Source organism: Camelimonas lactis (genome assembly GCF_004342915.1).
GTDB lineage: Bacteria > Pseudomonadota > Alphaproteobacteria > Rhizobiales > Beijerinckiaceae > Camelimonas > Camelimonas lactis.
Genome location: NZ_SLWL01000001.1, coordinates 292,740 through 305,903 on the forward strand (window position 1 = coordinate 292,740; position 13,164 = coordinate 305,903).

8 protein-coding genes are annotated in these 13,164 nt (G+C 66.3%); 3 read left to right on the forward strand and 5 right to left on the reverse strand.

Going from position 1 to position 13,164, the window contains the following annotated elements:
- Positions 1-40: 40 nt before the first annotated feature.
- Positions 41-1,180, forward strand: a complete 1,140-nt coding sequence (locus EV666_RS01310; RefSeq protein ID WP_132001836.1) for an acyl-CoA dehydrogenase family protein — start codon at positions 41-43, stop codon at positions 1,178-1,180.
- A 326-nt stretch (positions 1,181-1,506) separates the two neighbouring features.
- A complete protein-coding gene (locus EV666_RS01315) occupies positions 1,507-2,313 on the forward strand; it encodes an SDR family oxidoreductase (protein WP_132001839.1) in 807 nt (268 codons plus the stop codon).
- A 301-nt stretch (positions 2,314-2,614) separates the two neighbouring features.
- Here the strand turns inward: EV666_RS01315 and EV666_RS01320 are convergent, their stop codons facing one another.
- The 3 genes from EV666_RS01320 to EV666_RS01330 all read right to left on the reverse strand — a co-directional run bounded on the left by EV666_RS01320 (position 2,615) and on the right by EV666_RS01330 (position 8,171).
- Positions 2,615-4,720: a sensor histidine kinase gene (locus tag EV666_RS01320; RefSeq protein ID WP_245514173.1), complete on the reverse strand. Its 2,106-nt coding sequence runs from the start codon at positions 4,718-4,720 to the stop codon at positions 2,615-2,617.
- 202 nt (positions 4,721-4,922) lie between these two features.
- Positions 4,923-6,182 (reverse strand): MFS transporter, encoded by a 1,260-nt coding sequence (locus EV666_RS01325; RefSeq protein ID WP_165909860.1) that lies wholly within the window; start codon positions 6,180-6,182, stop codon positions 4,923-4,925.
- A 408-nt stretch (positions 6,183-6,590) separates the two neighbouring features.
- Complete coding sequence (locus EV666_RS01330; protein WP_132001848.1) at positions 6,591-8,171, reverse strand: porin; 1,581 nt, start codon at positions 8,169-8,171, stop codon at positions 6,591-6,593.
- A 558-nt stretch (positions 8,172-8,729) separates the two neighbouring features.
- On the opposite strand from EV666_RS01330, the gene EV666_RS01335 reads away from it, so the two are divergent.
- A complete protein-coding gene (locus EV666_RS01335) occupies positions 8,730-10,463 on the forward strand; it encodes a class I adenylate-forming enzyme family protein (RefSeq protein ID WP_132001851.1) in 1,734 nt (577 codons plus the stop codon).
- 91 nt (positions 10,464-10,554) lie between these two features.
- Here the strand turns inward: EV666_RS01335 and EV666_RS01340 are convergent, their stop codons facing one another.
- Positions 10,555-11,808 (reverse strand): MFS transporter, encoded by a 1,254-nt coding sequence (locus tag EV666_RS01340; RefSeq protein ID WP_132001854.1) that lies wholly within the window; start codon positions 11,806-11,808, stop codon positions 10,555-10,557.
- A gap of 378 nt (positions 11,809-12,186) precedes the next feature.
- On the reverse strand, positions 12,187-13,047 hold the full coding sequence (locus EV666_RS01345) for a dienelactone hydrolase family protein (RefSeq protein ID WP_245514174.1): 861 nt from the start codon (positions 13,045-13,047) through the stop codon (positions 12,187-12,189).
- Positions 13,048-13,164: the final 117 nt, after the last annotated feature.

A 13,164-nucleotide genomic window follows, 5' to 3' on the forward strand; every position in this document is an offset into this window, starting at 1 on the left:
CCCCGCCGGAAAACGCTTCAGGCAATCAGGAACAGAAGTCATGGCGCTTGTGCTGAATGACGAACAGACCATGCTGCGCGACACCGCCCGCAGCTTCCTTTCCGGCGAGGCGCCGGTAGCGGCCCTGCGCCAGCTGCGCGACGGCCACGTGGCGGAAGGTTTTTCGCGCGAGCTGTGGAAACAGTTCGCCGAAATGGGGTTTGCCGGCGTGCTGATCCCGGAGGATTTCGGCGGCGTGGGTCTTGGCCATGTGGAGGCGGGGGTCGTGGCCGAGGAGATCGGCCGTAACCTGACGGCGACGCCGTTCCTCTCCACCGCCGTCCTGACGGCGAGCGCCCTGCTGCACGGCGGCTCCGACGCCCAGAAGCAGGCGTGGCTGCCGAAAATCGCCGGCGGCGAGATCATCGGCGCCCTGGCCGTGGATGAGGGCGCCAAGCACCGGCCGGAGAAGACGGCGTTGCAGGCGACGCGCACCGGCAACGGCTTCACCCTCAACGGCGCCAAGACCTTTGTCGTCGACGGTCATGTGGCTGATCTGCTGGTGGTGGCGGCGCGCACGTCCGGCCAGCCTGGCGAAACCCAGGGTCTGACCCTGTTCCTCGTCGCCGGCGACGCCAGCGGCGTCAGCCGTGAGCGCACGGTGATGGTCGACGCCCATAACGCCGCCCGCATCAGCTTCGACAATGTCCAGGTCGACGCCGATGCGGCGCTGGGGCCGGTCGACGGCGGCCATGAGCTGCTGGAGCGGGTGCTGAATGTTGGCCGCGCCGTGCTGGCGGCGGAGCTGTCCGGCGTCGGCGGCCAGGCCTTCGACATCACCCAGGCTTATGTGAAGGAGCGCAGCCAGTTCGGCCGGATCATCGGCGAATTCCAGTCGTTGCAGCACCGTTCGGCGCATCTGTTCAGCGAACTGGAAGTGACCCGCGCCGCCGTCATCAAGGCGTTGCAGACGCTCGACGCGAACCCGGACAAGGCGGCGACCATCGTGGCGGTGGCCAAGGCGCGGGCCGGAGCGAGCACGGAGCTGGCGGTGCAGGAAGGCGTGCAGATGCATGGCGGCAACGGCATGACCGACGCCTTCGACATTGGCCTGTACATGAAGCGCGCGCGGGTGGCGCAGGAACTGCTCGGCGACAGCAACTTCCACGCCGACCGCCTGGCCCGCGCCAACGGTTACTGACGTCGCCTGGAGCCGTTTCCGGTCAATCCGGACCGGAAGCCGCTCCAGCCTGCTTTGTCTTGAGCGCATTCCGGCCGATCAGCCGGTTCTGGCTGATCGGAACGCGCTCTGTAAGGGCCGGCCCGGCGCGGCCGGATTTTCCTGGTTCTGGCGACCGGATGCGGCTGGCGCGCGCGGCGTGTTCGCCTTGCCGCGAAATGTTCCGGTCCAGACAACGCCCTGGGGCAAGCGGATGCACCTGCCCCAGGTATTCCTGATTTGATGCGGTTTCCGGCGGGCGGCCTTTCGCTTTTCCGGATCATGCGCGTGCGCGGAAGGGGTTTTCCATGAAGCTTGCCGACAAGGTAGTGGTGATCACGGGCGGGGCCGACGGCATTGGCAAGGGGCTGGCGGTGCGGTTCCTGAAGGAAAACCCGAAGGCCGTGGTGATTTGCGACATCAATGAAGCCAAGGTGAAAGCGGCCGCCGATGAAATTGGCGCCAGCGCGGCTTATGGCTGTGACGTCTCGAATGAAGCGCAACTCGTCGCCATGATCGACGACGTGGAAAAGCGTTTCGGTCCCATCGACCTGTTCTGCTCCAACGCCGGCATTGGCGATTTCAGCCGTTCCGACCCGAATTTCGTCGGCGCCGCCGGCAACGACATCTGGCAGAAGAGCTGGGATATCAACGTGATGGCCCATGTCTACGCGGCGCGGGCGCTGGTTCCGCGCATGACCCAGCGCGGCGGCGGCTATTTCCTCAACACCGCCTCGGCGGCCGGCCTGCTGTCGCAGATCGGCAGCGCGGTTTACGCCACCACCAAGCACGCCGCCGTGGGCTTCGGCGAGATTCTGGCCATCACCCATCGCGACGCGGGCATCCGCGTCTCGATGCTGTGCCCGCAGGCCGTTGATACGCCCATGTTGCGCGCTGGCGGCGAGGGGCCCCAACACGTGGACGGCGTGCTGACCCCGGCGCAGCTGGCCGACGTGGTGGTGGAAGGGCTGGATGAGGAGCGCTTCCTGATTCTGCCCCATTCCCAGGTGCTCGGTTACATGCGGAAGAAAACGGAAAACTATGACCGCTGGATTGGCGGCATGGCCAAGCTGCGACGCAGCATGGGCGGCAACTTCGGACCGGCCGGCAACTGACCGGCGCGCCCGGCCGCGGGCGTCTGGCGGGAAACCCAAGCAACCTGGAGAGCTACGGCTCTCCGGGTTTTTTTGTTGAAGGCAAGCTTCGTTGGATATGGGGGTGGGAGCAGGCTTCGCCGCGCCGGATCGCGAAGCGCTCCGGCAAGACCGCGTGGGCTACAGGGCCGCGCGGGTTCCAGGATGACGTAGGCCTCAGGATGGCGTGAACCCCAGGATGGCTTGGGCTTCGGGGCGGAACGGGCTCCTGGAGGGAGCAGCGGCTCCGCCGGCAACGGGCTGGCCGGAGCATGGCGGCGCGTCAGACGGGATCGGCGGCGCTGTCCAGGCTGGCGGCGGTGACGGCGTCGAGGGGCAATTCCATGCGACACGCCACGCCGGTCGGCGCGTAGGTCATTTCGACCTTGCCGCCCAGTTCGCGGCGCAGGCCGCGATCGAGCAGCCGGGAGCCGAGGCCCTGCCGGGTTGGCGGCGTCACCTCGGGGCCGCCGCTCTCCCGCCAGGTCAGCACGAGCATGGGCGGCGTTGAGCCGGCCGCCGGCGTGATGGACCACTCTACCTGAACGCGGCCGGCGTCAGTGGAGAGGGCGCCGTATTTGGCGGCGTTGGTCGCCAGTTCATGAAAGCACATGCACAGGGTGAGGGTGGCGCGCGGGCGCAGGCGAATGCGCGGGCCCTCGGTCATGATCCGGGTGTGGGCGGCGTTCTGATACGGCTTCAGCTCCGAGGCGAGCGCCTCGTCCAGCCAGGCGCCGCGCCAGTCGCTGGCGGTCAGCAGGTCATGGGTTTTCGCCAGGCCCACCAGCCGTTCCTCGAAGGCTTCCCAGGCCTGGTCGGCCGCCGTGGAGCGACGGGTCAGCAGGGCGATGGACTGTACCGTCGCCAGGGAGTTCTTCACCCGGTGGTTCAGTTCGCGCAACAGCATGCGCTGCCGGTCCGCGGCCGTTCGCCGTTCGGTGATCTCCTGCACCAGGCCCACCACCGTTGGCAGGCCGCTGGCCCGCATGACCGGCCGGCCGCGCACCTCAATCCAGTGCGTCGTGCTGTCCGGCCATTGCACGCAGATTTCCACGATGAACGGCTCGCGTCCCCCGATGCCGCTGGCGATCGCGTTGAAGTGCTCTTTCCGGTATTTGGGGTGCAGGGCGGCGTCGAGCGTGTGCAGGTCAAGGCGACCGACAGGAATGCCCATCAGCACGCGGCTGCGGTCCGAGCCGGTCAGTTCATTGGTTTCGGGGTCGAAGCTCCAGGCGCCAAGCTCGCTGGCCTCCATCGCCAGGCGCAGCCGCTGCTCGCTGGCGCGCAGCATGGCTTCAACCTGGTCCCGCTCCGCATTGCGCCGGGCCAACTGGTGCGAGGCGTCCCGGAGCGCCCGCTGGACCTCATCGAACTCCGTGACGCCGGTGCGGCGGCCAGGGATGATGTCGCCGCGCGCCAGCCGGCCGGCGGAGGCGGTGAGGCGGACCACCGGGCGCAAAAGCTGCCGGGAGAGGTAGATGACATGCAGCAGGCCGAGCACGGCCACCAGCGCCAGGGCCCCCAGCCACGCCAGCGAACGGTTGAACGCCGCCTCAAGCCGGTGCTGCGGATAGGCCAGGATAAAGTACCAGCCATAGCGCGGCGTCTTGCTGAACACGGCGGTTGAAGTCGCTTCGCCCGCCCGCTCAAGGTTGATGACGCCTTCGTCATGCTGACCCATCCTGACGCGCAGGGCGGGGGGAGCGAGCGGTTCGCTGAACAGGTTGTCGTTGCGGGTGCGGGCGACGATGTCGCCGAGAGGCCCGGCGGCGGCGCCGTTCCATTCGCTGGAGCCGAAACCGTTGCCGGCCAGGAAGCGCGCCAGAACCGAGGAGTTGACCTCGACGCTCATGATGCGCCGCTCGGGGCCATCGCCGGGCAACGGCGCGTCGATGACCACGACGCGGCCATCCACCGACGGCGAGGGATGGATGGAAATGACCGGTTTGCCGGTGAGCAGCGAGTCATGCAGGGCGCGCTGGCGGGCCGGGGAGCCCTGCAGGGCGTTCAGCGTCTCGCTCTCGGAAAAAATCAGCTCGCCGCTGGCGCGTTCAAGCGCGATCCGCACGCCTTCCAGCAAGGTCTGTTCATTGACGCGGCGGCGCAGCGCTTCCTGCTCGCCGGCGGCCGGCAGCGGTTGCTGCACGACAACCTGGACCGATGTTTCGAGTTTCCTGAGTTCACGGTCAAGGTGCAGCGCAAGGGTGCGCGCGGTCTGGAGCAGGATTTCTTCCGTGGCGCTCTTCTCGGCGTCATAGGCGGAATAAAGGCCGCCAGCGGCGATGGCGAGCGCGGGAACAATCAGGGAAATGACAAGCCACAGCAGGCGTTGGGCGAAGGGAAGGCTTTTGCGCTCCCCCCGTTCGGTAAACAGCCCCAAACCAGTCATCCCCGTCACGCCAGACGATCCCCTTCGCAACACGGCGCGCCCTGTCACTGGCCCCTCCGTGAGATCAGACGCCCGTCAGGATAGAGCTGTCAATAATATGGCTGGTTACATGGCGGGTAGAGTGTGCGCAAGTTCTGTCCGTTACGTCAATCCGGACGTCTGGACAAGCGTGGCTGCGTTCTGCGCGTAATTCGGCAGGACTTTACTGGGCGGCAGGCGGCGGCGGCGCGGGCGGGCGCCCCGCGAGGATCAGGGTGACGCTGCCCGAGAAACCCAGAATGGCGGCAAAAAGATAGGGCGGGCCGTAGCCGTTAAAGAGATCATGCAGCAGGCCCAGCACCATGGGGCCGCCCGCGACGCCGGCCATGGTGATCAGCGTGTGGGCCGAGTAAATCTGTCCGTATTCCCGTGTCCCGAACGCTTCCGCCACAAGTAGCGGCTGCATCATCAGCAGGTTGCCAACGGGCAACCCAAACAGAACCACCGCGGTCAACAGCAGGATGCGGTCCTGGCTGAAGGACACCAGCAACAGCGCCGCCGCCTGGAAAAACATGGAGATCAGCGTGAACGGCAGGCTGGGCGCGCGCAGCAGGATGACGCCGCCGCTGAGCCGGCCGGTGATGCTGGCGAAAGCGAGCAGCGAGACGCCGAGCGCCGCCGTTTCATGGCCGGCCCGCGAGGCGATCATGCTGAACAGATGCGAGATGCCGCCAACCTGCGCCGCCATGGTGAAGACATAGGCAAGGGAAATTCCCCAGAAAAACCGGCTGGCGCGCGCCTGCGGCCAGGTGAAGCCGGTGCGGACGAGGCCAGGCTTGTGGCCCGGCCGGACCGGGACGCCATCGGGATTGAGGCCCATGCTCTCCGGTGAGGGGCGCAGCACCAGCAAGGTCAGCGGCGCCACGCCAATAAAGAAAGCGGCGCCAAGCCAGGGGCCGGCGCCGGCGAGGCCGACGCGGCTGATGAGCCAGGCGGTGACAGGGGTGATGAGCGCGCCGCCCAGCGACAGGCCCGTCATGGCGATGGACAGGGCGGTGGCCCGTTTGGCGTCGAACCAGCGGGTCAGCACCGTCATGGCTGGCACAAGGCCACAACCGCCGTAGGCAAGGCCAAACAGCAGGTAGAACAGATAAAGCTGCCACGGCGTGCGCACCCAGCCGATGGCGGTGAGGGCGAGCGCGCTGAGCGTGGCGGAGCAGATCACGAAATAACGGGCGTCAATCCGGTCAATGAACCGGCCCGTCACGATGCCGGCGACGCCAGACGACAGGAAGAACAGGGCCGTCGCGTTGCTGGCCATGGAGACGGGAAAGCCGCGTTCCGCCACGAAGGCCTGCAACAGCACCGACAGGTTGTAGAAGGCCAGCCCGCCGATGGTGGTGAGCAGCACGGTCATCGCCGCGACAATCCACCAGCCATAAAACACACGGGAAACAGGACGCGACGTGGGGGCTGATGGCATGAAAATGGAATCCTGGTGCGAACCGGGCGCGGCGACGGCGCCTTGCCCGGGAGAATGCGTCAAGACGCCGGACTCCGGCTTTTTAGGTCGCGGCCCTGGCCGAAGGCGGCCCTGCCGGGCGCAGCGGGGATGCGCGCGCATCCCTGTTTCCCTTCTATACGCCAGCCGGAGGCCCTGGCCAGTGAGCCGGGCGCAGTCCGGCGCGGACCGTTACGCGCGCTGGACATGCCAGAGCGGAAAAATGCGCCCGCAAGCGCGCGGGAGCCCGGATGGCGGGCCGGCAAACGCGCCGGGCTCCGGCCCCGGACATGGACCATGGGGCCTGGGATGGGGCGCGCCGCCGTTTCAGCTTGCAAACAGAAAAGGGGAGCCCGAAGGCTCCCCTGGTTCCGGCGTGAGCTGGAATGCTCAGAAATCGCGCTGGATGCGGATGCGTCCCTGCCAGACATAGTCCGTGCCGGTGGTCTTGGCGTAGTTCACGCCATTGACGCGGTAGCTGACGTTCTTGTTCTGGTCAGTGACGCGACCGTTGGCGATGTTGACCTGCGCGAAGTTAACTTCGGCGCCGATATCGAGATCCTTGACCGGTGACCAGACAAGGTTGGTGCCGACGTTGAAGACGCTCCAGTCGCGCAGGGCGGAGCTGTTGTTGTAGTTGACGGTCTGCTGGGGCGTGAAAGCGAGGTTGGCCGGGATGAGCGAGCCGCCGAGACCGGCGTAGAGCGGGCCAACCGCGCTACGGGCGCCGCTGCCGTACTCAAGCTGGCCGTAGCTGGCGAACACGGCCTGGCGGACGGTGGGAGTCCAGTAGTGCAGGAAGGCCGCGGTGAGGGTCCAGCTGGTGCTCAGCTTGATGTCGCCGAAGGCGTTGACGTAGCCGTCAACCGTATTGACCGTGAAGCGGCCGAGGTTCTGGCCCGTGAAGGTGTCGCCGCCGAGCATGGCGCTGACGCCGGTGTAGGACATGGCGCCCTTGCCGTAGGCGGCCTGCAGCCAGAGCTGGTCGCCTTTGGCGATGAACGGCAGGTTGAACTTCACGCCGGCCTGAACGGCATAACCCCAGGCGGCGTCGAGACGGACCGGCGTGGCGTAGGCGCCGGCGGTTCCGATGGCGCCAAAGTTGCCGAGGCTGACCTGATGCAGGGCGCCCGAAAGCTGGGCGGAACCCCACGAACCGTCCTGACGCAGCACGCCGACGAAGTCGGGCACATTGAGGCGCTGGGAACTGTCAACCGAGGCGTAGCTGGTGGGCAGGCCGGTGACCGGGTCGAAGCTGGCGCCGACGTTGGCGTAGTACTTGCCGCCGGTGATGATCGGGCCGGTGTTGGTGGAGGCGTAGATCGGCTGGCGGCGGAAGGTCGGATCTTCTACCGAGACCGTGGCGCTGAAGCCGTTGCCGAGCTTGGCGGTGTAGGCGATGCCGTTGGTGCTCTGGACGTCGGAGCTGGTGGTGGAGCCGATCAGCTCAAGCTCGTGGCCATAAAAGTCGTAGAAAGAACCGAAGCGACCAGCGGTCAGGCCAGCGAACTGGATGAAGGCCTTGTCGACTTCCACATACTTCTGGGCGCGGCCAAAGGTATCGACGCCAGTGGCGAAAAACGCCTGGGCGGTGCGCTCGGCGGTACCGGAGCGCAGCGGCCAGCCGCCGGTGCGGCTTGCGATCTCGAAGCGGACAAAGGTGCGCAGCGCGCCCCATTCGGTGTTGGTGCGGGCGTCGACCTGGAGGCGGCCGAGAGCGCGGTAGCTGGACTTGTCAGCATTGGCCGATTTCAGCGGGCCCGAATACTGGTACTCAAACCGGGCGCGGCCGCCAACGCGGATGCAGGTGTCCGTGCCGGGAATGTAGAAGAAGCCGGGGCCGAAGGTGTTGCAGACCTTCACATACTCCACGGGGGCTGACTTCGTCATGGGAAGGTCGGCGGCGTTGGCGCCAACGACAGCGCCAAGGGACGCAACGGAACCGAGCAGAAGCGCTCTGACGATGCTCACGATGGAAACTCCAGAAGTATGGGCGCCCTCGGCCCAATGGCGAAAATGTGCGTTTCCGGACTTTTGGCGCCGGCTGTCGAGGGGATAGCGACGCAATATGACAGTCTTGCAACAAGAGGCAGGGCAATGCAAAGGCGGGAATGATCAGGTTTTTCGAGATAGATTTAAGTTATATCTGATATTTCGCGTCACAAAAATGTTATTTTCTGGAAAAATATTCTATATGAATAGAAGTGTATGATTTAAATTTGTCCACGACGAGTTTATATTGCCGGATCAATGACAGGCTCTGGCATGACATTGTTAATCGTGGTTCAGGAAGCGCCGCTGAAAATTTAAGGAACGCCGTATGCGCCGGGAACAGGTTTTTGCGGCGCCCGTCGTGCATTGTGGCGAAACCAGAGGACGGAAGCGTCGGCAATATGGCGAAGCTGCGCCGTGGCTGCACGGGTGTTGCGAACGCGCCACATTTTTGCCCCCGGAGTTGCTTGCAGCAACCGGCTGATTGGGGTCAACTCCCCTCAAATATGCAAATCAGAATACAGGTGAGGATACGTGATGGCAGAAGCAGCTTCGGCCACGTCCCAGGGATTCGCTGCTGGCGCGTTCGCCATGTCGCCGGAGGCGGCGATGGCGCAGCTCACCGCGCCCGGGGCGCCGTTCGAATTTGAGACGATCGACATACGCGGCCTGCCGACGCGCGTCTGGAAAAACACGCCGCCCAGTCTGCGCGCCATCATCGAGGCCAGCGCCGCGTTCGGCGACGCTGATTGCATCGTGTTCGAAGACGAGCGCCTGACCTATCGCCAGCACTTCAACGCCGTGTGCGCGCTGGCGACAGCGCTGGTCACGCGCTTTGGCGTGCGCAAGGGCGACCGGGTGGCCATCGCCATGCGCAATTACCCGGAATGGGTGATAACCTTCTGGGCGGCCACGGCCATTGGCGCCATTGCGACGCCGCTCAACGCCTGGATGACGGCGGAGGAGCTGGCCTATTGCCTGAACGATTCCGGCGCGGCGGTGCTGGTCGCCGACGGCGAGCGCATTGACCGCCTTGGCGACCGGCTCGCAACGCTGCCGATGCGGGCGGTGATCGGGACCCGGCCGGAAAAGCCGTTTGGCGCCGGGATCATTCCCTGGAGCGACGTGGTGAGCCTGGCCGACGGCGCCAGCCTGCCGGCGGCGGAGATCGCGCCGGACGACGACGCCACCATCTTCTATACGTCCGGCACCACCGGGATGCCGAAGGGCGTATTGGGCACGCACCGCAATATCTGCTCCAACCAGATCACTGTCGGCTATGGCAAGGCCAAATCGTTGCTGCTGGCGGGCGAGTCCCTGCCGGATCCGGCGACGGCGCCGAAGAAAGCCTTTCTGCTGCCGGTGCCGCTGTTTCATGTCACCGGCTGCCATTCGGCGATGGTTCCCACCATTCTCTCCGGCAACAAGCTGGTGCTGATGTACAAATGGGACGCGCGCCGCGGCATGGAGCTGATCCAGCGCGAGAAGGTCAACGGCTTCACCGGGGTGCCGGCCATCGCCTGGCAGATCATGGAGCATCCGGATTTCGACAAGTATGACCTGTCGAGTCTGGAGGCCGTGTCCTATGGCGGCGCGCCGGCGCCGGCGGAATTGCCGAAGCTGGTCAAGAAAACCTTTCCCACGGCCGGGGCCGGCAACGGCTATGGGCTCACCGAAACCTCGTCGGTCACCTCACAGAACCAGGGGCTGGAATATCTGCGCAAGCCCGACAGCGTCGGCATGCCCGTGCCGGTGTGCGAGGTGCGGGTGGTTGGCCCCGACGGCGCCGACGTTCCGCCCGGCGAGATCGGCGAATTGTGGATCAAGGGCCCCAATGTCGTGAAAGGCTACTGGAACAAGCCGGAAGAGACGGCGAAGAGCTTTTCTGACGGCTGGCTGCATTCCGGCGACCTGGTGCGCATCGACGATGAGGGGTTCATCTATATTCTTGACCGGGCCAAGGACATGGTGATCCGCGGCGGCGAGAACATCTATTGCACCGAAGTGGAGAGCGCGTTGTACAGCCACCCGGGGGTGATGGACGCGGCCGTGTTCGGACTGCCGCACCGGGTGCTGGGCGAGGAAGTGGGCGCGGTGGTGCAGCTCAAGCCGGGCTTCGATGTGAGCGAGCAGGAGCTGATCGCCCATGCGGCCAAACGGCTGGCGGCGTTCAAGACGCCGGTGCGCATCGACATCCGCACCGAGCCGCTGCCGCGCAACGCCAATGGCAAGGTGCTGAAGCGCGACCTGAAGGCGGAGCTGACCCGCTGACCGGCCCTGCGCGCGGCGCGAATGCATCAGGGCAAAACCCGGTTCTGCTGAACCGGGTTTTGCCTTTTTTATTGTCCCCGCCATTCGCCCGTCAGGCGGTGGGGTGGGGCTCCGGCATCAGGCTGACCAGCAGGGCCGAGAGCAGCCCGAGCACGCCAGCGATGGCGATGGGAACCGTATAGCTCTGGGTGAGGTCGAAGGCGTATCCCGCCAGCGGCGGGCCGAGCAGCGAGCCGAGAGCGGCGGCGGTGTAGCTGACGCCGATGACGCCGCTGGCGTTGCGCGGGCCGAATACATCGACCAGCAGGGCCGGGGCCAGCGCGACGTAGCCGCCGTAACACAGGCCAAACACCAGCGCGAACACGGCGAGGCCGATGGCGCTGCTGGCGAAAATCCACCAGCCCATCATCAGCCCCAGGCCAAGGAACATCAGCGCCAGCGAACGCCGGCGGCCCATGCGGTCGGCGACGCCGCCAATCAGGAAGCGGCCGGCGGTGGAGCCGATGCCGATGAGCGCGAACAGGGTCACGGCGGTGGATGGATCGACGCCGCGGTCCTGGGCGGAGGGCGTCAGGTGAACGAAGGGAATGAACAGGCCCACCGACGCCAGAACCGAGGCGAGATAGAAGATGCGGAACTGGGACGAACGCACGGTTTCGCCCAGACTCATGCCGGGCAGTTCGTTGCGCGAAGGCAGCGGGCCTTGCAGCAGCTTGCCGTCCGGCGCCATGCCGCGTTTTTCCGGGGCGTTGTCGACGAACAGCGCCGCAGCGCCGCCAGCCAGCACGACAAACAGGCCGAGGATGGTGTAGGCGCCGCGCCAGCCGAGGTGCGCCACCAGATATTCGGCGACCTTGGGCATGATCAGCGTGCCAAGGCCGATGCCGGAGACGGCGATGCCGGAGGCGAAGCCGCGCCGCGCCAGAAACCAGCGCTGCACGGCGCTGACCGCCGGCACGTAGGAAAAGCCGATGCCAAGCCCGACGCCAAGGCCGATGGCCAGCGCCACCATGGCGATGGAATTGGCCATGCCGGCGAAGATCAGGCTGAAGCCGACAAGGGCGATGCCGCCGAGCACCACCGGGCGGGCGCCCAGCCTGTCGGTCAGTGGGCCGCTGATGACGCCAATGGCGAAATACAGCGCCACCGCGCCGGAAAACACCCACGACAGGGCGGCGCGGCTGGCCGAGAAGTCCTGTTGCAGGGCGTTGAAGAAGGCCGGGAAGGCGTAGAGGCAGCCAAGGCCGCAGAACATGACGACGAAGGCGGCGGCCACCACGATCCAGCCGCGCCGCGCCGAGGCGGCCAGCAGGGCGGTTTCGGAGGTTTCTGTTGTGGACGTCATGGCCGGAACTCCCGGGACGCCGCGCCCGCGGACGCGGCCCCGTGCTGTCGCCGCGCGCCTCTGCGGTGTGATTGCTGTCGTGCGCTCATGACGCTCCCGTTCGTTGCCTCTTGAACCGGGCTTTGCCCCGTTTTTGCTTTGGCGTCGTCGTTTCAGGCGACGCCCCGGTTGTAGCAGAGCCTGCCGGCCGCGCCAGAGGCTGGAGGTTCCACAGGCTTCCAGCCCCCAAAAGCTTGCGGCCGCAAAGGCCGGGGCGTGCTCCGGACGCTCCGCCATCCCACGTGTCGCCCACTTCAGGCCCCAGGGCGATTACCCCACAGGTAACGTACGGCGCGGCCAGTTCCCTTCGCCATCAGTCCGCCGCCGCAGTGTCGCAGTTCACGCCACGCCGTGCTTCTTGAAGAACGCCAGCATCAGCTTCCAGCCCGCTTCGGCTGCTTCCTTGCGATATGTCGGCCGGTAATCAGCGTGGAAGGCGTGCGGCGCGTCGGGGAAGATCTCCAGCTCCACCGTTTTGCCGGCGGCCAGCGCCTTCTTCTTCAGCTCCCCGATGCTGGCGACCGGGATGCCGGTGTCGGCGCCGCCATACAGGCCGAGCACGGGGGCCTTCAGATCGCCGGCCACATCTAGCGCCGTCTTTGGCTGGATCGGCGATGTCTGGCCGCCCACCGGGCCATACCAGGCCACACCAGCTTTCAGCGCCGGATTGTGGGCGGCGTACAGCCAGACGGCGCGGCCGCCGCGACAGAAGCCGGTGACGCCCAGCCGCTGCGCGTCGCCCTTGTGCTGCGCCGCCCAGGCCGCCGTGGCGTCCAGGTCCGACATCACTTCCGCGTCCGGCGTCTTCGCGATGAAGTCGCGCAGCAACACCTGCACGTCGGTGACCCTGGAAATGTCGCCGCGCCGGGCGTACAGTTCCGGCGCCACCGCCAGATAGCCCGCTTTCGCCAGCCTGCGGCAGACGTCCTTGATATATTCGTGCACGCCGAAGATCTCTTCGATCACCAGCACGATAGGGAAGGGGCCGGCGCCTTCCGGCATGGCCCGGTAGGCCGGGATGTCGCCGTCCTTCACCGGAATTTTCACTTCGCCGGCCACCAGGCCGTCGGCGGGTGTTCTCACCGGCGGATTGGCCTGGGCGTGGGCCGTGGCCATGGTGAAGCCGCTCATCAGCGCCGTCATCACCACGAAACCCCGGCGGGAGAGTTGCTCCGGCAGCAGGCCGTCCAGGCCCAGCATGCCGGCTTTTGGCGACCGGTCGCCCGTCTCCGCGCTCATCTGCGTTCCTCCTGCGATTGTCCATGAACCAGCCATCGCCCCGTCGCCCTGTTATCCGGGCTTTCAGGGTACAGCAGT

Excerpts from the sequence above, each read along its gene's own strand:
- EV666_RS01345 (WP_245514174.1), bottom strand. The coding sequence starts at position 13,047 with ATGCTGGGCCTGGACGGCCTGCTGCCGGAGCAACTCTCCCGCCGGGGT.
- EV666_RS01310 (WP_132001836.1), top strand. The coding sequence starts at position 41 with ATGGCGCTTGTGCTGAATGACGAACAGACCATGCTGCGCGACACCGCC.
- EV666_RS01315 (WP_132001839.1), top strand. The coding sequence starts at position 1,507 with ATGAAGCTTGCCGACAAGGTAGTGGTGATCACGGGCGGGGCCGACGGC.
- EV666_RS01335 (WP_132001851.1), top strand. The coding sequence starts at position 8,730 with ATGGCAGAAGCAGCTTCGGCCACGTCCCAGGGATTCGCTGCTGGCGCG.
- EV666_RS01320 (WP_245514173.1), bottom strand. The coding sequence starts at position 4,720 with ATGACTGGTTTGGGGCTGTTTACCGAACGGGGGGAGCGCAAAAGCCTT.
- EV666_RS01325 (WP_165909860.1), bottom strand. The coding sequence starts at position 6,182 with ATGCCATCAGCCCCCACGTCGCGTCCTGTTTCCCGTGTGTTTTATGGC.
- EV666_RS01340 (WP_132001854.1), bottom strand. The coding sequence starts at position 11,808 with ATGACGTCCACAACAGAAACCTCCGAAACCGCCCTGCTGGCCGCCTCG.